The 20,229-nt window shown below is 41.6% G+C and carries 16 protein-coding genes and 1 other annotated feature; of the genes, 6 read left to right on the top strand and 10 right to left on the bottom strand.

What is annotated here, in order from left to right; translation table 11 throughout:
- Positions 1-104: 104 nt before the first annotated feature.
- Genes ACTNDS_RS01235 through ACTNDS_RS01225 form a run of 3 tightly spaced genes read right to left on the bottom strand, consistent with a single transcriptional unit; the run spans position 105 to position 5,712 of the window.
- Positions 105-887: a hypothetical protein gene (locus ACTNDS_RS01235; protein ID WP_441032743.1), complete on the bottom strand. Its 783-nt coding sequence runs from the start codon at positions 885-887 to the stop codon at positions 105-107.
- Positions 888-900: 13 nt separating this feature from the next.
- A complete protein-coding gene (locus ACTNDS_RS01230; protein ID WP_019162375.1) occupies positions 901-2,148 on the bottom strand; it encodes a DUF5716 family protein in 1,248 nt (415 codons plus the stop codon).
- Positions 2,149-2,166: 18 nt separating this feature from the next.
- Entirely contained in the window at positions 2,167-5,712 is a 3,546-nt protein-coding gene (locus ACTNDS_RS01225; RefSeq protein WP_441032741.1) for a DUF5717 family protein, read from the bottom strand.
- 195 nt (positions 5,713-5,907) lie between these two features.
- Here ACTNDS_RS01225 and ACTNDS_RS01220 point away from each other — a divergent pair, with 195 nt between their 5' ends.
- Complete coding sequence (locus ACTNDS_RS01220) at positions 5,908-6,717, top strand: transglutaminase domain-containing protein (protein WP_441032738.1); 810 nt, start codon at positions 5,908-5,910, stop codon at positions 6,715-6,717.
- A 116-nt stretch (positions 6,718-6,833) separates the two neighbouring features.
- On the opposite strand, the gene ACTNDS_RS01215 is transcribed toward ACTNDS_RS01220, so the two are convergent.
- Entirely contained in the window at positions 6,834-7,577 is a 744-nt protein-coding gene (locus ACTNDS_RS01215; protein WP_441032736.1) for an aldo/keto reductase, read from the bottom strand.
- 113 nt (positions 7,578-7,690) lie between these two features.
- Positions 7,691-7,909: a binding site (T-box leader), on the top strand.
- Between the two features lie 148 nt (positions 7,910-8,057).
- Between ACTNDS_RS01215 and thrS the strand changes: the two genes are divergently transcribed.
- Both thrS and ACTNDS_RS01205 read left to right on the top strand, forming a co-directional pair.
- Positions 8,058-10,019: a threonine--tRNA ligase gene (gene thrS / locus ACTNDS_RS01210; RefSeq protein WP_441032734.1), complete on the top strand. Its 1,962-nt coding sequence runs from the start codon at positions 8,058-8,060 to the stop codon at positions 10,017-10,019.
- 104 nt (positions 10,020-10,123) lie between these two features.
- Complete coding sequence (locus ACTNDS_RS01205) at positions 10,124-11,485, top strand: MATE family efflux transporter (protein WP_441032731.1); 1,362 nt, start codon at positions 10,124-10,126, stop codon at positions 11,483-11,485.
- Between the two features lie 110 nt (positions 11,486-11,595).
- Here the strand turns inward: ACTNDS_RS01205 and ACTNDS_RS01200 are convergent, their stop codons facing one another.
- A complete protein-coding gene (locus ACTNDS_RS01200; RefSeq protein WP_441032729.1) occupies positions 11,596-12,645 on the bottom strand; it encodes an NAD(P)H-dependent flavin oxidoreductase in 1,050 nt (349 codons plus the stop codon).
- 337 nt (positions 12,646-12,982) lie between these two features.
- Positions 12,983-13,675: a Crp/Fnr family transcriptional regulator gene (locus ACTNDS_RS01195; protein ID WP_441032726.1), complete on the bottom strand. Its 693-nt coding sequence runs from the start codon at positions 13,673-13,675 to the stop codon at positions 12,983-12,985.
- Between the two features lie 95 nt (positions 13,676-13,770).
- Between ACTNDS_RS01195 and ACTNDS_RS01190 the strand changes: the two genes are divergently transcribed.
- Positions 13,771-14,490 (top strand): 4Fe-4S binding protein, encoded by a 720-nt coding sequence (locus ACTNDS_RS01190; protein WP_441032723.1) that lies wholly within the window; start codon positions 13,771-13,773, stop codon positions 14,488-14,490.
- Positions 14,491-14,504: 14 nt separating this feature from the next.
- The gene (gene hcp / locus ACTNDS_RS01185) at positions 14,505-16,103 is read left to right on the top strand and encodes a hydroxylamine reductase (protein ID WP_441032721.1); all 1,599 of its coding nucleotides are present in this window, start codon (positions 14,505-14,507) and stop codon (positions 16,101-16,103) included.
- Between the two features lie 67 nt (positions 16,104-16,170).
- Here the strand turns inward: hcp and ACTNDS_RS01180 are convergent, their stop codons facing one another.
- Positions 16,171-17,058 (bottom strand): AraC family transcriptional regulator, encoded by an 888-nt coding sequence (locus tag ACTNDS_RS01180; protein WP_441032719.1) that lies wholly within the window; start codon positions 17,056-17,058, stop codon positions 16,171-16,173.
- A gap of 164 nt (positions 17,059-17,222) precedes the next feature.
- Here ACTNDS_RS01180 and ACTNDS_RS01175 point away from each other — a divergent pair, with 164 nt between their 5' ends.
- Entirely contained in the window at positions 17,223-18,449 is a 1,227-nt protein-coding gene (locus tag ACTNDS_RS01175) for an MFS transporter (RefSeq protein ID WP_441032716.1), read from the top strand.
- A gap of 156 nt (positions 18,450-18,605) precedes the next feature.
- Here ACTNDS_RS01175 and ACTNDS_RS01170 read toward each other — a convergent pair whose 3' ends face one another.
- From ACTNDS_RS01170 to ACTNDS_RS01160, 3 genes are all read right to left on the bottom strand, one after another.
- Positions 18,606-18,974 (bottom strand): hypothetical protein, encoded by a 369-nt coding sequence (locus ACTNDS_RS01170; RefSeq protein WP_062807890.1) that lies wholly within the window; start codon positions 18,972-18,974, stop codon positions 18,606-18,608.
- Positions 18,975-19,035: 61 nt separating this feature from the next.
- Positions 19,036-19,638, bottom strand: coding sequence for an alpha/beta hydrolase (locus tag ACTNDS_RS01165; RefSeq protein WP_173679665.1), 603 nt, complete (start codon positions 19,636-19,638; stop codon positions 19,036-19,038).
- 34 nt (positions 19,639-19,672) lie between these two features.
- Positions 19,673-20,140: a hypothetical protein gene (locus tag ACTNDS_RS01160; RefSeq protein WP_005340973.1), complete on the bottom strand. Its 468-nt coding sequence runs from the start codon at positions 20,138-20,140 to the stop codon at positions 19,673-19,675.
- Positions 20,141-20,229 lie beyond the last annotated feature (89 nt).

Below are 20,229 nucleotides of genomic sequence, written 5' to 3'. Positions count from 1 at the left end.
TTATCACGCAGTCACTCTACCACGTGAAAGTATGTGTTTATCCTAACATAAGCCCACATGGCTGTCAACCCTTCTTTTTTAAATAGTCAGAGGATTTTGTTGTATCAGGAACCTGTACTCCTGTGATATCCTGCAGTAAGCTTTGCAAGCGTACTGTCCACATCCTTTTCTTCCAAGGCAGGTTCGGGAACAGCAGCAAATTGTTTCAAAGCATTCTGTATATCCTCTTTGATCTCATCTGTCACATCAAGTCTGACCAGTTCCTTTTCATACTCAGCCCCGGAACGGATGCTCCGGTATGACAACAGATATGCCTTTAATTCTTTCGGAGATTGCGTCTTTTCCCATGCGTGATAAAAACACTCCATGGCTTTCTCCATCTGAAAAAGATAGCTGTAGGCGCATCCCAGGTTATGCCATACATCGGACACAAATCCCTTCCTCTGCTCCTCCAGATCTGTCCTCTCAAGAAGCTTCTGATATACCCGGATAGCATTTACATACATTCCGTTTTCCATCAGGGAATCTCCCTTTTGCTTCTGACGCATATCTGCACTTTCCTTACTTATCAGCACCAGTCTGCTGTTAAGTGCTTTTAATTCCTCATAGGTAAGATAATTAATTTCCTTAAATACCGGATAGATCACATCATCTACATGGATATCCTGTCCCAGAAATTGCCTGATCTTTGCTGCCAGCCCGGGCAGATTCAATTCTTCTCCTATCCAGATACAAAGCTCCTCATTGATGATGGTTTTATCTATCAGATAAAGGTTATGGTACAGATAGTAGCAAAGCTCTTCTACAGAATAAATATTCGTACTGATATTCTCTATAAAATACGGACGCTCTGCTTTTTTTGTCTGGCATAAAATATATCCACTCATCTGTCTGTCTCCTTTACCATTCTACTGTCTCTGTCCATACCTTACCGCAGGACGGAAACAATTCTCCAAATCCCAGATCCTTCACTGTTACTTTACACTCTTTTGGAGAAATATACTGCAATTCCAGATACAGCCGCGTGGTTTTGTTTGGACGCCTTGGAATTCCCGGAAGCATCATGCCCACACGTCTTTTCTCCGGCCTGTCAAAAGTACTCACAACAAACACCAGCTCTTCCGTATTATCCAGGATCAGTTCACAGGATGCCTTGCAGTCATACCAGTTGTTGCCTGCTTCGATCAGAGGATAATACGCCGGAGAACCCATAACACGCATCTCCATTCCCACATCTGCCATAACAAGAGAATCACTGAGAAAACGGTATCCTTTTAACGCTTTATCTTCCAGTTTTTCCTTACCTGCAGCACAGGCCCCTTTGGCAAACAGATTATTTCCATAAAATACCTTACGTTTCTGATAGCAAAGAATTTTTATGGACTGTCCGGCCCAATCCTGTGAGAAGCCTCTGCCTGTGATCTGAATGCTGGAATATAAATCCCTGCCCAGGGTTTGCTGGACAAATTTACAGAATTCAATATCTCTTTCCTCATCATTGACCGGAAGTGCCCTGACAACAGGTTCTTCCAGTCTGACAGATACCGGTTTCGTACTTCCGTTCAAGGTCAGTTTCCGGAAAGACACATTTTCCGGAGTGAACGCGTACCAGGCAACACTGCGGTTCCAGGTTTCCCTCTTCTGTGAAAGCGCATAATAATAAAAGCTTTCCCCGTAATCCTGAAGCATATATTTTCCTTCCGGAAATCCCATGGACGAAAACGCCTTCCGAAAATTCTCCACCTGGATATTTCCCAGATCCTCCAGTGTAACTACAATACATTTCGTATTTTTTACCAGCTCAGTGATACCGAGAAACTTCAGGATTCCTTTCAAAAATTCAGCCAGCAGCTCCCAGGGCTCATATTCCTGTCCTTCTACCACTACGGAATCCTTTTTTTCGCAGATTCCGTAGAGATCATGGATCATAATTCCTCCCTTTTCCCTGGCAAAATACTCTGCTTCCAGTCCTACACAGTAATCCTTCTGCTCTGTTCTCCTGCACAGGCAGGTAGGTGCCTCATACTGGCTTCCTCCCACCTTCATGGAAAGAGAACGTGGTTCCTCTCCTTTACGGTCATAATAACAAATCTGGGAATATTCTCTGCCAAAATCAATTCCCACGATCAAATCACGGATTTCGTTCATCTGTTTCTCCTGTCTTTCCTATTTTCCAGATTCCTTTTCAATGGAAAACATACTCTTCACATACTGCTCCTGACGAAGATATTTTTTCAGCTGAGTCATTACCTCCTGGCTGTTATCCAATCTGCGGGCAGAAAGCATCTGATTGATCAGCTGATATTTGCTCACCGGAATGCCCTCAACCTTGTCCATGGTGATCACACGCTCCTGAGTCTGCCAGGTTTTTTCCCCCAGCTCAGCCTTAAAATAGTAATGCAGAGTTTCACCGTAAAACAGCGTAAAGGTTTTGGTAAAAATTCCCTCATACAGATTACGCAGGGGCTCCATCTGATATTTCAGTTCTCCGCCCAGCCCAGCATCCAGAGCATAATAAAGAGTCACCTTTCCGGCCGGATCTGTATGGTACTCTACAAAGGTTTTATCATCCAGCTGATAAGGGCTCAGCATGGACGCCGGAAGCCTTTTAAAAAATGCAAATTTCAGATTTTTCTTCATACATTTCTGCAAAATCTCTTTTTCCAGGGCCAGCTGATCCTGACTTGGATTCTTCTCTCTGGAAAGTGACTCAAAGAGGGCCAGGCTGCAGATAAAATTCACCGGCCATTTCTGCCTGCAGGCAGTCTCCAGTTCATTGCGCACAAAAATACTCATAGGATATTCCCGCACAAACACGCCATAAGCAATCTGTGTCAGGTAGGCACCAATCAGATATTCTTTGCCAGCATGCTTTACATAATCCTCCAGGATTTTCTCCCCTTCTTTACGATAATCAGAAGTAAACATCAGAAGTCCCAGAAGCTTTTCTTCCAATTCATAGGTATCCATATCAAAGCCATGAGCACTTTTCCACACTGACAGCAGCTCATCCAATGGTCCAAATCGATAATCCATAAGATATTTCAGGATCACCTCATCATATTTTCCCATTCTGTATACATCTGAGGCCAGAGCCAGAAGCTCTTCATCCTCAGCCATCTCACATTTGGTAAGCATTCTGCTGGTAAGCCTCAGCAGGCTTTCCGGTCGGATTCCCTCATATCCGGATTCCTCGATCACAGACATGGCCTGAGAATAAAGCCCCCTGGATATCAGCACCTCCAGAAGCTGTATCCTGTCTGCTTCCGCATATTCCTGATAATCAAGCTTTTTCAGATATTCCTCCTGATCTCCTGCAGGGTTTTCCTCCCCATAATACTTCAGCAGACTTCTCCGGATTTCTGTCCGGTATCCTTCAGAAAATGCTTTCATCTTGGCAGCTTCCTGATATAATTCCAGATTATCCCTTCCTAACTCTGCATTCACACAGTAATGAAGCAGAACCCCCGGCTCTCTTATGCCCAGGGACAGAACCTTTTCCATAAGCTCCCGTTCATCAAAAAGCTTCTTAACATTGTAATCTACCGTTGCATAATAACGTCTCTGTTTTTCATCCTGGAAAAGGATCACTGCATCCTCTGTATAAATCCTTGGATATGCTACTCCCTGCACACAGGGATAGACTTCCTCCATAGAGAATTTATCATGACGTACGATCACCGTGCGGATTTTTTTATCATCACAGTACAACCTGCAGGTAAACATTTTCCCTGCGATCAGCTCTGCCTGTTCCCTGTTCTCCGGTTCTGTGAGAAATTCCTGATAAAGTACTGCGTAATTCTCATCCATCCGGCCCTCTGCTGCCTTTTTACCAGCAAATTCAGCCATACTCTCCCGATATTCCCTATAGGTTCCCGGCTGTGCATCTTTATTTCCCACAATACTTGCATAAATAAAGGCTTTTTTATCATCGCCCAGGGAATTATTATTATATGTAAAATACATCAGAAGAGGCTTTGGCAGCTCTCTCTGATAGGAGGTATCCATCGTTTCCACATAATATTCATACAATCTGGTAAGCCTGAGTCCTCGCTCAACAGCCAGGGCAAACCAGCGGAAATAGATTCGTTCTCTCGGATTTCCCAACATAATATAACGGCAGATTGCTTCCAGGGTATCATCTGCCGGAAAAGCTTCATAACCTGCTGCCAGGGCACGGTACATGCTTGGACAGAAGTTTTTCTCATAACCGGTCAGATAAGCAAAACGCATTACAAGCTCCTCTGTAAGCATTTCTTCTTTTCCTGCCAGGAGGAAAACCTGGGTCCAGAAGCTGCTCATTCTGTGTAACAAAGACATATCTTTACTGATATATTTCCAGGCTTCCAGATAGAGAAGTGGATTGTGACAGCCCTTTTCAAATAATTCCTCCATCATAAACACAGCTCTGGATGGAGAATTCCTAAGCTCCTGATCCACCTGCAGCAGAATCCAGAATAACAGAAAGCTGTCCTCTCTCTGCATGGAGAAATTGCGAAGTCTGCGCACTGCCTGCTCTCTGTCTCTGTATAATCCGGTAAGAGTACAAAGATATAAGTAAGCGCCTGCCATTTCCAGTTCCTCCCGCAGGAAGGTCTGATCCTTAAATCTGCGCAGGATTTCCTTTGCCTGTTCTTCTTCTCCCCCCACATGGCAGAGATATGCCTCATACATCTGATATTTTGGATAATTACAGCCTTCTTCCTGAAGCTGGTTCAACAGAAAACGGCTGCTGCTGATCCAGGTGCCCTGCTCCATTTTTCCGCAGGAATATTCCATAAAATCTTTCATTAAAGAAAAAACCTGCTGTTTCTCATGAAGGCTGGTCTTCAGCTGTACCTTAGGACCGCCGGATGCTGTAATTCTGTAAACCAGCTCCTGATAAGGGCTTTTTACATGAATTTCCCCGTACTGCCGTCCCTTCTGTAAAGCTTCTTTGTGGATCACATACTCAACCTGATAATATCCACCGATAAAGTCCTCATCTGTGACTACATACTTCGGCACTTCCAGAAAATCTCCTCTTGCCTCAATGTCCAGTCTTAAATGTCCCCAACCATCCTTATGTACAGGAAAAGACTCTCTCACAGTTTCTGTAATTTCATAAAAACTGTTATGATCAAATTTTAATTCCATGTTTACCGGTTTCTTCCGTCCGGTTCCCACAAGAAACTCCTCAAGATTCTGATAAGTTACAGGCTGTCTGGAAAGCCCCTTATAAAGAGCCAGTTCCTTTGTCCCTGCATTTTTCAGAAGTCTTGGAAATCCAGGATCTGTAAAAAGACGGTAGGCTTCTTTAAAATCCTCTTTTGCAATCTTTACAAAGGAATCCATATCCGTTACAGAACCTGCCACACTGTGCATCTCTTCCTTTTCAGCCTGGATCACAAAGGGAATTCTGTACTCTCCTACATTGGTGGTAAAGCACAGCCAGCCCTCATGTCTGTCACCCGGATTCATTCCTACACCATCCACCCCGTACTGCAGACGTATTGTAGTCCCCGTGAACTGATCTGTTCCCGGAACAACCCGCCTGTTGGAAGATGTAATATATCCACGGATCCTCTGGTTACCTTCTGTCCCGAAATACAGTTCTCCCCTGTATACATCTCCGGCTTTCAGTGTCACTTCAATTTTCTCTTTTGAAAAAAGAAGTCCCGGCTGCTCATATCTGAATTTTCCACTTAAGAGTTCTTCTATCGTCTTTTTCAAGTTGTTCACCTATATTTCCCTGTTCATCATAATTTATCACTGTCAAATAACCTTATCTGTTTATTATACACCACAACCGCAACCTGTGCAATATTTGGCTTGACCGGATGTTTTTAACCTTGCGAACACCTATCATTTCTAATATACTGATACTATAATATCAAGGTCAAAAGACCAGAAAACAGGAGGTGCTCTATGAACAAGAAAAAGTCTTTGCTTTGTCCCTGCATTGTGTTTGCATTTCTCTTTGCCTGTATAATGTTTTCCACCTTTGCCTATGCCAAAGCTGCCCCATGCAATAAATTTGAAAAAAAGGCCAGTGGAAATGTTTATTATTACGACAAAACCGGCAAACGGGTAACAGGTCTTGTCACGATCAAGGGGAAAAAGTACTATTTTGACAGCAAGGGTGTACAACAGAACGGCTGGCAGAAAATCAAGGGAAATTATTATTTCTTCCGGATCAAAAACGGGGCTCAGGCATATATGGTCACCTCCGGAAAAGTCAATCAGATTTCTCTCGCCAAAAACGGAAAAGCCAGATACAACAGCCAGGAGCTGCGTAAATTAAATGTTATGGTATATGCCAATCAGCAAATGAGACAGATCACAAAGAGAAATATGTCCATGCCTGAGAAACTCTGGATTTGTTTTCAGAAAGCCGTCAACTACAACTATGGTGGAGCAGGCAATGATTTTGCCTACCGTTCTGCTGCTGCCAACTGGGATGTGGGCTATGCTGAAGACATGTTTTACAGAGGCAGAGGCAATTGTTTTGCATTTGCATCCGCTTTTGCCTATCTGGCCAATGCAGTGGGCTATGAAGCCAGTGTAGTTTCCTCAGGCGGGCACGGATGGGCAGAAATCAAGGGGAAGGTTTGTGACCCTGACTGGGCAAAGGTTACCAGGAACATAAAGCTTTACTATCGTATGGATTATAGCCTCAGTGGAATAAACGGAATCCCCCGATATAAAAACAACCGGGCATATGTAAAAATCGTTTAACCGAATATCCACTTGACTCTTTATAAATATTTATCCCAGTACATTGTTTCGCAACAGAAAAATCCGGACAGTCTGCCAGACTTTGCCCGGATTTTTCATTTTCTGTACATATAAAATTACTCCCGATAGTCCTCTGCACGGAAAGGAATCTCAAAAGTTCCCATAGCGTCTTTTAAATCCTCTGTGTTTCGCGGTCCATACAGTGGCAGACACTGAAAATTCTGACAGGTCAGATACCCCAGCACAGCCTGGCTAACAGAAATCCTATACTTTTCCATCAGTTTACTAATGATTCTCATATTATTCAGATTACCTTCCGCATAGTACTCTGAATTTACCACTGCTTTCCAGCCAGCTGCCAGAAGTTTATGAAAAAATCCATTGCATGCTGCAGAATAGGGCGTTGCCAGATTTTGTGGATTCTCTTCATGATATCTCTGCATTTCTTTATCCATGATCACCAGAGTATCATCTGCCATAGGTTTCATCCACGGCTCCCCAATATTATATAAAGCTTCGTTTGCCACAAATCCACGGCAGCCTTTAGACGCAGCATAGACATCTGCTTCTTTCATTCTGGCTGTCGTCCAGTTGGAGCAGGCATAATAGCGAATTTTTCCCTGCTTTCTGAAATCCTCCATAATATCGATCAGTTCACTGACCGGCACATCTTCGTTGTCTCTGTGATAAAAATAAATATCAATATAATCTGTTCCCAGCACACGCAGGGATTCTTCCAGGTCATATTTCAGGCAGCTTTCACTTACTCTGGATTTATGCATATCCGGATTCGGTCCTGTCATATCCGGATGTCCGCCTTTACTCACCAGAATAACATCTAATATATGATGCTCCCTCAAAAATCAATCCCTTACTGTTCATTCCATACTGGCTGCGGCAATGGAATTTGTAATTTAGCAATTGACAAACCTATTTTTCAAGTTTATAATCAGTGGCAGAAAAGATAAGAAAGCTTAAAACGTTGAAGAGAAGAGTAAGCTGAGGAACGTTACAGAGAGAAATGCATTCCGGTGCAAGCATTTCATCGGGAAACAGCCGAAGACCACCTCTGAGTGACTTTAATACAGTCCGGTGATTCCGTTACCATCGAATGAAGTGGTTCTGAATTATTATTTTCAGTCATTCAGAACAACCGGGGTGGAACCGCGAGTAATAATATCTCGTCCCCTACAGTATTTAACCGTACTGTAGGGGATTTTTTTATTCTTTCTTTTCCCCCTTTGCAGTACAAAATACACTGAAAGATGCTCCTCACATCCAAACAGGCAGCCGGACATCTGACAGCATACAAAGAATATATAATAAAGGAGATAATGACCATGATCGTAACATTAAAAGACGGATCAAAAAAAGAATACGCTGAAGCAAAATCAGTCATCGACATTGCTTACGACATCAGCGAAGGCCTTGCACGTGCAGCCTGTGCAGGTGAAGTAAACGGAGAAGTCGTGGACTTAAGAACAGTTCTCGACAGTGACTGCGAATTAAACATCCTGACAGCAAAAGACGAAAAAGGACTTGCAGTTCTCCGTCACACAGCATCCCATGTACTTGCCCAGGCAGTGCAGACATTATATCCAGATGCAAAGGTTGCTATCGGACCTTCTATTGACACAGGATTCTACTATGATTTCGACTGCCCTCCATTCTCCCGTGATGACCTGGATGCAATCGAAAAAGAAATGAAAAAGATCATCAAAAAAGGCGCTAAGATCGAACGCTTCACAAAATCAAGAGAAGATGCCATCGCATACTTCAAAGAAAAAAATGAACCATATAAAGTCGAACTGGTTGAAGACCTTCCGGAAGGCTCCGAAATCTCTTTCTATTCCCAGGGAGACTGGACAGACCTCTGCGCAGGTCCTCACCTTATGAGCGTAAAAGGTGTAAAAGCATTCAAACTTCTCTCCTCTTCCAGCGCTTACTGGAGAGGCAGCGAAAAGAACGCAATGCTCACACGTATCTACGGAACCGCTTATCCTTCCAAGGACGAACTGAAAGAACATCTGGAACAGATGGAAGAAGCAAAAAGACGTGACCACAACAAGCTTGGCCGTGAAATGAAAATTTTCACAACTGTAGACGTAATCGGACAGGGACTTCCGCTTATCATGCCAAACGGTGTGATCATGATGCAGGAGCTTCAACGCTGGATCGAAGACGAAGAAGCAAAACGCGGATATATCAGAACAAAAACTCCGTTAATGGCAAAGAGCGACCTTTACAAGATTTCCGGACACTGGGATCATTACAAAGACGGTATGTTCGTTCTCGGTGATGAGGAGACTGACAAGGAAGTATTTGCGCTTCGTCCTATGACATGCCCATTCCAGTACTATGTATACAAAGCAGAACAGCACAGCTATCGTGATCTGCCTCTTCGTTACGGCGAAACATCCACTCTGTTCCGTAATGAGGATTCCGGAGAAATGCACGGTCTGACACGTGTACGTCAGTTCACAATCTCCGAGGGGCATCTGATCGTAAGACCTGACCAGATGGTTAAAGAATTCAAAGACTGTATCGCACTTGCACAGTACTGCCTGCAGGTTCTCGGCGTGGAGGAAGACGTAACCTATCATCTTTCCAAATGGGATCCGAACAACAGAGAGAAATACATCGGTGATGCAGAAGTGTGGAATCAGACAGAAGCTCATATCCGCCAGATGCTTGAAGAACTGAACATTCCGTTTACAGAGGATGTTGGAGAGGCTGCTTTCTACGGACCTAAGGTTGATATCAACGCAAAGAACGTATACGGAAAAGAAGATACAATGATCACAATTCAGTGGGATGCTCTTCTTGCTGAACAGTTCGACATGTATTATATCGACGAAAACGGCGAAAAACAGCGTCCATACATCATCCATCGTACATCCATGGGATGCTATGAGAGAACACTGGCATGGCTCATTGAGAAATATGCAGGCATGTTCCCAACATGGCTCTGCCCGGAACAGGTTCGTGTAATCCCGATTTCCGAGAAATTCCACGACTATGCTGCCAAAGTTGAAGCTCAGTTAAAAGAAAACGGAATCCGCTGCTCTGTTGACCAGCGTTCCGAAAAGATGGGTTACAAGATCCGTGAAGCACGTCTTGCAAGAGTTCCATACATGCTCATTGTTGGTGCCAAAGAGGAAGAAGAAGGCAAGGTTTCTGTAAGAAGCCGTTATCTTGGCGACGAAGGAATGAAAGACCTTGGCGAATTCCTTGCATCCATCAAAGAAGAGATCAAAAATAAGACAATCCGCAAGATTGAGGTTCAGGAAGAAAATAAATAAAGCCTGATAGACCATCCCTCTGACTGTCACATATTTCGAAAACCGTATATGTGGTACTGTCAGAGGGATTTTTCATAATATTATCAGACAGGAGGTTATCATCCATGCAGGATAACAAAAATTTTCTGGGCACAGAACCTGTTGGAAAGCTTCTTTTAAAGCTATCCATTCCAACAGTGATCGCCCAGCTTATCAACATGCTTTATAACATTGTAGACCGTATTTATATCGGCCACATCCCGGGGGAAGGCAGCCTGGCACTTACAGGTGTGGGAGTCTGTATGCCCATCATCATAATCGTCTCCGCATTTGCGGCACTGGTCAGTTCCGGCGGTGCACCAAGGGCTTCTATTTATATGGGAAAACAGGATAATGAATCTGCTGAGAATATATTAGGTAACTGTTTTATTCTTCAGATTATTATCTCTGTTATCCTCACTGCCATTTTACTGATCTGGGGCAGAGATTTATTGCTGGCTTTTGGCGCCAGTGAAAACACCATCAGTTATGCAACCGACTATATGCATATTTACGCTTTTGGTACCTTGTTCGTACAGTTAACCCTTGGTATGAATGCATTTATTACTGCACAGGGATTTACCACATTTTCCATGGTTTCCGTCCTGATCGGTGCTGTCTGCAATATCGTTCTGGATCCTGTGTTTATCTTTGTTTTTCATATGGGGGTACGTGGTGCTGCACTGGCAACTGTTATCTCACAGGCGATTTCCACACTCTGGGTAGTTTCATTCCTCTGCAGCAAAAAGACACTGCTTCACCTCAAGAAAAAGCATCTCCACCTGGAGGCAAAGGTTATTCTTCCCTGTATCGCGCTGGGACTTGCTGCTTTTATCATGCAGTCAAGTGAAAGTATTGTAACTGTCTGCTTTAATTCATCCCTGCTTCGGTACGGCGGTGATATTGCAGTGGGAGCCATGACCATCCTGACCAGTGTTATGCAGTTTGCCATGCTTCCTCTTCAGGGAATCGCGCAGGGAGCACAGCCAATTTCCAGTTATAATTACGGTGCCAAAAATGCAGACAGAGTAAAGAAAACTTTTCGTTTGCTTCTGATCACCTGTCTGTCATATTCTGTACTCCTCTGGGCTGCTGTACAGCTTGTTCCCAGAGTATTTGTAAGCATTTTTACTGCTGATACAAATCTTATTGGATTTACTGCACCAATGCTGAAGATTTATCTGGGTGGTCTGTTCCTCTTCGGTATCCAGATTGCCTGTCAGATGACCTTTACCTCACTTGGAAAGGCAGTAAACTCTATTATTGTTGCTGTTGTCCGTAAGTTTGTACTGCTGATCCCGCTGATCTATATTATGCCTCATATGATATCTGATCCAACAACAGGCGTATATATGGCAGAACCCATTGCAGATATTACTGCTGTGATCTTTACCTCTGTTTTATTTGCATTTCAGTTTAAAAAGGCACTGGCAGAAATTCAGAATTAAATACTGTACAAATCCATAATAAGGGGTGAACATTACAAAACGTTCACCCCTTAAATTATGCATTTCTATAGTCAAACGGATATTCACAATCCGCTTCGCTACTTGATTGATTAAAACAAGTCATTAATCACTTCCTGTACTGTCTGCAAACGCTCTGCTTTCCATGCTTTTGCACCACAGAAAAGAAGCCCTTCATCTACATTTCCTTTTACTGCATTGATCAGTCCGTCAGTAATACAGTAGGGTATTTCTTTTGGGCTGCATTTTACGAGACATCCATGACAGGGACTGTGTGGAATCTGTTCGCCGTTCATGACACGGGTCATGAATTTGTTCATAATGGCACGACCTGGCATTCCTACCGGACTTTTTACAATGGCAATGTCGGATTCTTTTGCTTTTAAATGGGCTTCTTTATAGCGGATGTCTGCATCACATTCTTCCGTTGTGATAAAGCGGGTAGCAACCTGAATGCCATCAGCACCAAGATTATCCACTTTTCGGACATCTTCTCTGTTATAGATACCACCTGCTACGATCACTGGAATTTCTGTCTCATATTTCTCTGCGTAGCTTTTTACTGTTGCGATGATTTTCTTTATTTCTTCACTGTAGGATTCTTCAGTATATTTCTCCAGCTCTTCTTTATGAAAACCAAGGTGTCCGCCTGCCTGAGGACCTTCGATCACTACCAGATCTGCAGTTCTTTTGTATTTTCTGTCCCAGTATTTCAGGATTACTTTTGCGGATTTGTCTGTAGATACGATGGGTGCAATCTTTGTCAGACTTCCTTTTACCAGTTCCGGAAGCTCTGTGGGAAGTCCCGCACCGGAAATAATGATGTCTGCTCCGGCTTTTACTGCAGCCTTTACGTGAGATGCATATTCTTTCAGTGCAACCATAATATTGTATCCTATGATTCCGTCTTCTGAAATCTCACGGGCTTTTTTCATTTCGCCGGCAATGGCACGTTCGTTGGCTGCCGCCGGATTTCTGTCAAAGTCTTCTTCCCTGTAGCCGATCTGTGCAGTGGAAATAATACCAACTCCTCCTGCTTTCGCAACAGAACCTGCAAGTCTGCCAAGACTGATCCCAACTCCCATTCCTCCCTGAATCAATGGAACTCTTGTGATTTTATCTCCTATTTTGAAATTCTTCATTTTGATTCTTCTCCTATTGTTTTGTTTGCATTTTAAATATTTTGATATCCAAAGTATATCACAATATTTATTGTTGTCAAGAGAAACCAGTTTATATAGTTTTTAATACTATATGCATAACCGATATCTGTCCTTTTTCCTATAGCAGTCCTAATAAATAATGCATTTAAGACAGTTCATCAGAGTGTGTGAAAGACAAGGATGATATCTGCAGGCGTGCCGACACACGGCAAAGATATCTGACGCAGAATTTCTCTGCTTTTTTAACCGAAACAGGTAAGTCTCCTGCTTCAATTGCGAATACCCACATGACTCCTATCATTTTTCATGATGGATATCACATTTTTATTTCAGAAGCCGAATTATTACAAACAGTCAATTCAAAATGATTTCTATTTGTTTTTATAAAGCCTTCTTTCTGCAGCTTTGATATCTCCGTAGACATTGCCGCACGGTCAATGCACAGATAATCAGCCAGCTGCTGCCGGTCAAAGGGAATATCAAAGGATAACGACGAATGTCTGATAGACTCTGCCGACAGATAGGACAATAGTTTGTCCCTTGTCGTTCGCTTGCCCACATGTGTGATTTTGTCGTTCAGAATCAGTATCTTATTTGCCAGGACACTGACCAGGTTGCGGATCAGCTTCTGATGGTGTTCGCATGCAGTCGGGCAGGAAATCAGAAGCCTTTGGACATTTAGCAGAATAATCTCACAATCCGTATCTGCCACCACACTGACATTCAGAACAGCTCCCGGGCTTGCTGCATATGGCTCACCAAAGAAATCACCGGTATGACATTTCGACAGAATATTCCGATGCCCCCAAAGGTCTTCCTGAATAACAAGAACACAGCCGGACACCACAAGTCCCATTACCTCGGTAGAATCTCCTGCTCTGAAAATATAAGAATCTCGTTTTTTGGAAACTGTTGTTGCTTTTACACAATGCAGTATAGATAATATCTCGTTATCAGTAAGGCCTGTAAAAAATGGACTAGTTTTTAAAATAGATAAATATTTTTTCAAAATCATTCCTCCTGTTGGAAATCAAACATACAAGTTGTATTTATCATACTATAATGCTGACAGAAACAAAAGTTAAATCTATTGACGGAGGTAAAATGATAAGAAAGATTATTCGAATCGATAAAGAAAAATGCAATGGCTGCGGCGCCTGTGCAGATGCCTGCCACGAAGGTGCCATTGATATCATTAATGGAAAAGCAGAATTGGTGAGAGAACATTTCTGTGACGGACTGGGGGATTGCCTCCCGGAGTGTCCCACAGGTGCCATTTCCTTTGAGGAACGGGAAGCACCTGAATATGATGAAGCGGCTGTGAAAGAAGCACAGAAAAAAATATTTGCCAAAAATCAGGCAATAACTGCTCATGCTGGCTGTCCCGGGTCTAAAAGCATGCAGATTCAGCGATCAGAAATGCCCAAATCAGAAAAAACATCTTCAACCACAGGTCAGGTATCCAATCTTCAGAACTGGCCGGTACAGATTAAGCTGGCACCTGTCAGTGCCCCATATTTTAACGGCACAAAGCTTTTAATCGCAGCCGATTGTACTGCTTACGCTTACGCAGGCTTTCATCAGGATTTTATCCGAAATAAGGTAACATTAATCGGCTGTCCTAAATTGGATCAGGTGGATTATAGCGAGAAACTGACTGCAATAATCCAAAATAACGATATTCAAAGTGTGACGATTGTAAGAATGGAAGTGCCATGCTGTGGCGGACTTGAGATGGCAACCAGAAAAGCACTTCAGAATAGTGGAAAATTCATTCCCTGGCAGGTTATAACCATAGGTATTGATGGAAATATTATAGAATAAAGGAGGATACGACAATGGATAAAAAAATGTTTTGTTATCAGTGTGAACAGACAGTGGGATGCACCGGCTGCACAGGAAATGCAGGTGTCTGCGGAAAAAAGGCAGCCACTGCCAAATTACAGGATGAGCTGACAGGTGCATTGATCGGTCTGGCAAGAGCTGTCGATGGCGCAGAAACTATTTCCAAAAGTACCAGTCAGGTCATAATTGAAGGACTGTTTACTACCGTTACAAATGTGAGTTTTGACGATGCAGCAATCGAAAATATGATACAAAAAGTCAGAGCAGAAAAAGAAAGACTGGTTCCTGACTGCAATAAATGTCAGTCACCTTGCGGTAAATCAGACGAATATGACATACAGCAGCTGTGGAATGCAGATGAAGATATCCGCTCCCTGAAGTCCCTTATTCTTTTCGGGATTCGCGGAATGGCAGCCTATGCTTATCATGCAAATGTTCTGAATTATGAAGATGCCGAAGTAAACCGTTTCTTCTGCGAAGCATTATTTAAGATTGGTTATGAAGAAAGTATGGACACACTGCTTCCTACTGTACTGAAAGTAGGGGAAATCAATCTGAAATGTATGGCACTTCTTGACAAGGCCAATACAGAAACTTACGGAACACCGGAACCGACTGCAGTTACACTTACTGTAGAAAAAGGACCATTTATTGTAGTAACCGGTCATGATCTGAAGGATCTGCAGCTTTTACTTGAACAGACAGAAGGAAAAGGAATCAACATCTATACCCACGGTGAAATGCTCCCTGCCCATGCCTATCCACTCTTAAAGAAATTCTCTCACTTAAAAGGAAATTTCGGAACTGCATGGCAGAATCAGCAGAAAGAGTTTGATCATCTTCCGGCTCCGATCCTTTACACCACCAACTGTCTGATGCCACCAAAAAGCAGTTATGCTGACAGAGTATTTACAACAGAAGTGGTTGCTTTCCCAGGCGCTGTTCATATCGACGAGAAGAAAGATTTCACACCGGTTATTGAAAAAGCACTGGAACTGGGTGGTTACAAAGAAGATCAGACACGCACAGGCATCAACGGCGGTACGAAAGTGACAACCGGTTTCGGACATGCAGCCATTCTGTCCCATGCAGATACTGTAGTAGAAGCAGTAAAATCAGGCGCTATCCGCCATTTCTTCCTGGTTGCCGGCTGTGATGGTGCCAAACCAGGTCGAAACTATTATACGGAATTCGTGAAGCAGACACCTTCTGACAGTATTGTTCTCACCCTGGCATGCGGAAAATTCCGTTTCAATGATCTGGATCTGGGAGAAATCGGTGGTCTGCCACGACTGATGGATATGGGCCAGTGTAATGATGCTTATGGTGCAATCCAGGTTGCTGTGGCACTTGCGGATGCATTTGGATGTTCTGTAAATGAGCTTCCGCTTTCCTTCGTTCTCTCCTGGTATGAACAGAAAGCAGTTTGTATCCTGCTGACACTTTTACACTTAGGTATCAAAAACATCCGTCTTGGTCCTTCTCTTCCGGCGTTCCTGTCTCCTAATATTCTGAACTATCTGGTGGAAAATTATGGTATTGCACCTATCACCACACCGGAAGAAGACATCAAAGCACTGATGAACCAGTAAAATAAATTTTTCAAAATCTTCGCAAATTAACAAAGCCGATACAGGATTCAAAAATCCCGCATCGGCTTTATTTATGGGTCTGAAGACTCGGATCTGCCGACAACAATTTTAAACATGTGCAGCGATATTCTGATGGGGTTAAATGATAACGTTTTTTAAACAATCTGCAAAAATAATCAACGTTATGAAATCCACTTTCATAGGCAATTGTTTTTACTTTTTTATTCGTATTTTTCAATAACCAGGAAGCTGCCTGAAGTCGATATCCTATCAGATAATTAACCGGTGTAGTATGTAAAAACCGGTGGAACAAATTAAGTGCAGTACTTTTACTGATTCCTATATGCGAGGAAATTTCATCCAGAGACAAATTGCGATTATAGTTTTCATGTATATATTGCATGATTAACTGTACTCTTTTCTGTGCAACTTCATCAACTGTCTGTACCTCTCCTTTATCAGAAAACTTTACATTTTCATAAAAAGTCAGCCATAAATCCTGCATCAATGCCAAAGTAGCAAGTTCTCTTATTTTCTCATTCTCCTGTATTTCCATTATTTTTATCATAGTTTGTATAATCTTTGTCTGCCATAGTTCATCAGTCTGAAAACACCGGAAATATATATTCGATGAAATGATTGGCAAGATATATTTCTTATAGATCAGACTGTTCTCCGGTGCAATAAATTCCGGCATACATACAAAGTTAGGAATGATACCACCTGATGATGCGTAAAAGCGGTGCAATATTTTAGAATTAATAAAAATTGCTTCTCCTTCTGACAATATAATCTGTTTTTCTCCTATTCCGCATGTAACTTGTCCAGACTCCACATATAAAAACTCAAATTCTCTGTGCCAGTGCCACTCAATACAATGAAAATCAAACAATTCCAGATTATCATAATAATACTGGAATGGATAATCACTGCTTCCATGCTGTTTAATTTCCATGAACTCCTCGTCTGTAAGTATTCTATTATATGTTTTATTATAATCCATCTCCATATCACGTTCTTTCTTTTTTACGATATTATACAGTATTTCTACAATTTAATTCAATGTATATATCTAATATTTGCTATATAATCAAGTAAAAAAAGAAAAGAGGTATACTTATGATTTTTAAATGTAGAAATTCTATAAAAAAAACAGACTACCATAAGACAAAAATCGCCTGTTATATGGGGTTTATCACACAGGCTATTACGGCAAACTTCGCACCGCTTCTTTTTTTGAAATTTCACAGTGACTACCATATTTCTCTCGGTAATATTGCTCTGATATCCACTTTCTTCTTTTTCACACAGCTTCTGGTTGACCTGTTCTGTGCCAAATTCGTGGACCATATCGGGTATCGTGTGTGCATTGTTACATCAGAAATATTTTCTGCACTGGGTCTGCTTGGACTGGCATTTTTACCTGATTTTTTACCTGATCCTTTTATTGGAATTATATGTAGTGTTATTGTTTATGCCATCGGAAGTGGTTTAATAGAAGTACTTTGCAGCCCTATTATAGAGGCCTGTCCGTTTGAAAACAAAGAAGCAACTATGAGTCTGCTCCATTCCTTTTACTGTTGGGGAGCTGTTGGGACAATTTTGATTTCCAGCTTATTTTTCCTGATATTTGGAATAGACAACTGGAAATGGCTCGCCGTAATATGGGCAATCATTCCTGCAGTTAATACTTATAACTTCATGACCTGTCCCATTGAACCTCTGGTTGACAATGGTTCCGGAATGGGAATTAAGAATCTGTTTTCCAAACCATTTTTCTGGGTTGCAATATGTCTGATGATCTGTTCCGGAGCTTCTGAGCTTGCAATGGCTCAATGGGCTTCTGCTTATGCAGAAGCCGCACTAGGATTGTCAAAAGCCCTGGGAGATTTAGCAGGTCCATGTATGTTTGCAGTAACAATGGGAATCAGCCGTATAATTTTTGGAAAATATGGAGAACAGTTAGATTTAATGAAGTTTATGGGTGGTTCAGGCATATTATGCGTTGTCTGTTATCTACTTGCCGCTTTGTCATCCAGCCCGATTATCGGACTTATCGGTTGTATTGCATGTGGATTTTCAGTTGGAATCATGTGGCCTGGAACAATCAGTATTTCCTCAAAAACTTTTCCAACAGGTGGAACGGCTATGTTTTCTCTTCTTGCCATGGCAGGAGATTTAGGTGGCAGCATTGGACCTGGAATTGTTGGTCGTATCACCCAGAATGCCGGAAATAATATTAGGATTGGCATGGGATTCGGACTTATTTTTCCGGTAATTCTATTGTTTATGTTATTCCTGCTGTATCGAAAAAAATCCACACAGCCTCAAATATCAAAGCACTGATGAACCATTAAAAGTAAATTTTTCAAAACCTCTGTAAGATCAATAAAGCCGATACTGGATTCAAAAGTCCCGCATCGGCTTTTTACTTTGGTTTCTTTCTTTTCCCTGTAATTTTTTCTACCTTCAAAACATATCATTGCTCCATAACAAGGAAATCTATTGTATATCATTTTTTAAGTTCATAAAGAAAATTGCTATTTTATCTAACTTTCCTTCATTATATTCTGCAAAATCCAAATAATATTTTGGAATACTTTCATCTTGAATTTCTTTTTTATATAACCATTGTCTTGTTTTAGCTTCCGGAGCAAAAATAACTGCTTGATGTTCACTGGAAAAAATCTCATTATAAGTACATGCTGAATGGTCTAAAACACACTTCCAATCCATATTCTCATCCTGAAAATATCGATTTAGTTGATTCAAAAATTTCTTTGCTTTTTGCATATAAATGACATTCATAATTGGATTATAATGTTCTCCCTCTATTACAGGAATTTCCCATACCAAACAACACGTTTTCATTTATAGATCCCCCTTTACAAAATGCATAACTCCCCAATTTCCTAATCAATAAAACTTGAATTTATTTGGAAGATTTTATTATCCATTCATCAAGAAATTTCATTTGTTCATCCGTATGAAACCAATGCTCTCCATTTTTCATAATAGAAAGTGTTGAATTAGTCCTCTGTACAAATTCAAATATCGTTCCATAAGCGGTAAGATTATCTTTTTCACCATACAAAATGTGCGTTGGGATTTCCCATATAATAGGATTTTCTCTTGCATAGCAAAGATAATCCCATGAAAGAGTCTCTCCAAAGGTTGTCTGAATTTCTTTTTTCTCTTTGAGTTCATCCTCTGTAACATTTTCCCAAATCATCATATCAGCAATAAGCCTTTCCATATCTACAACGGGCGAAATAAAATATGCTTTCTCTATTTGCTGATTTGATAAGGCATTGATAGCAAAATACGCTCCAATGCTATTGGCAATTACTTCAACAGTCTTGTAGTTTCTATAAATTGAATTAAAAAGTAATGGAAATTCTTCTTTTGCTTCCCATGGAAACTGTGCAGTATAGTCGAGACCAATCACATCACAATTACTAAAGAGCGGTTTGTAATGAATAGCTTCTTCAGCATTACCACCTTTTCCATGTATATAAATAACTGCTTTATCCACAATAGTTATCCTCCACAAATTCAAATTGTTACACTTAAAAAAGCGGAATTTCACCATCATAGTTTTCTGCTTTTTCCAATAGCGGTCCTTTAGCTCCCATCGTAAACGCGATGTCGCTACTGCGGATAGAGAGCAGCTCCATTCCGGGTCTCACCTTCAAAAAATCCATCATTTTCTTCGTAAGAAGAATTTGCCCCTCCTGTGAAATCTCTACCCAGCAGTAGGAACGCCCCTTGTATTTGATAAATTCGCCAGAACCTGCTGAGTAGTCAAGCAACGGTGGAGTATCGTCCAAAATGTGACCAAGTTTTGACGGATGCAAAAGGCCTTTCCGGGTGACGCAGAAGCCACCGGTAATCTTACTTCCGGTAAAAAGATATACTTTTCCTTCATCTGCAATGTGATATTCTTCCATTGCCTGCGGTGGAATCCGCAATGTTCCATCCGTCCGAATGAGTGATTTCCCGAAAATAAATTTTCCTCCCTTATTCATTTGTGGCATAAAAACACCTCCTGAAATTCCGATTTTAATGTCTCTATTATACCATAATGATACTATTATAAAAAAGGAAAAAGAGCTCCTTCGAGCTC

The organism is Blautia sp. HCP3S3_C12 (assembly GCF_052064155.1).
Taxonomy (GTDB): Bacteria; Bacillota; Clostridia; order Lachnospirales; family Lachnospiraceae; genus Blautia_A.
This window is presented reverse-complemented; position numbering and strand designations above follow the sequence as displayed.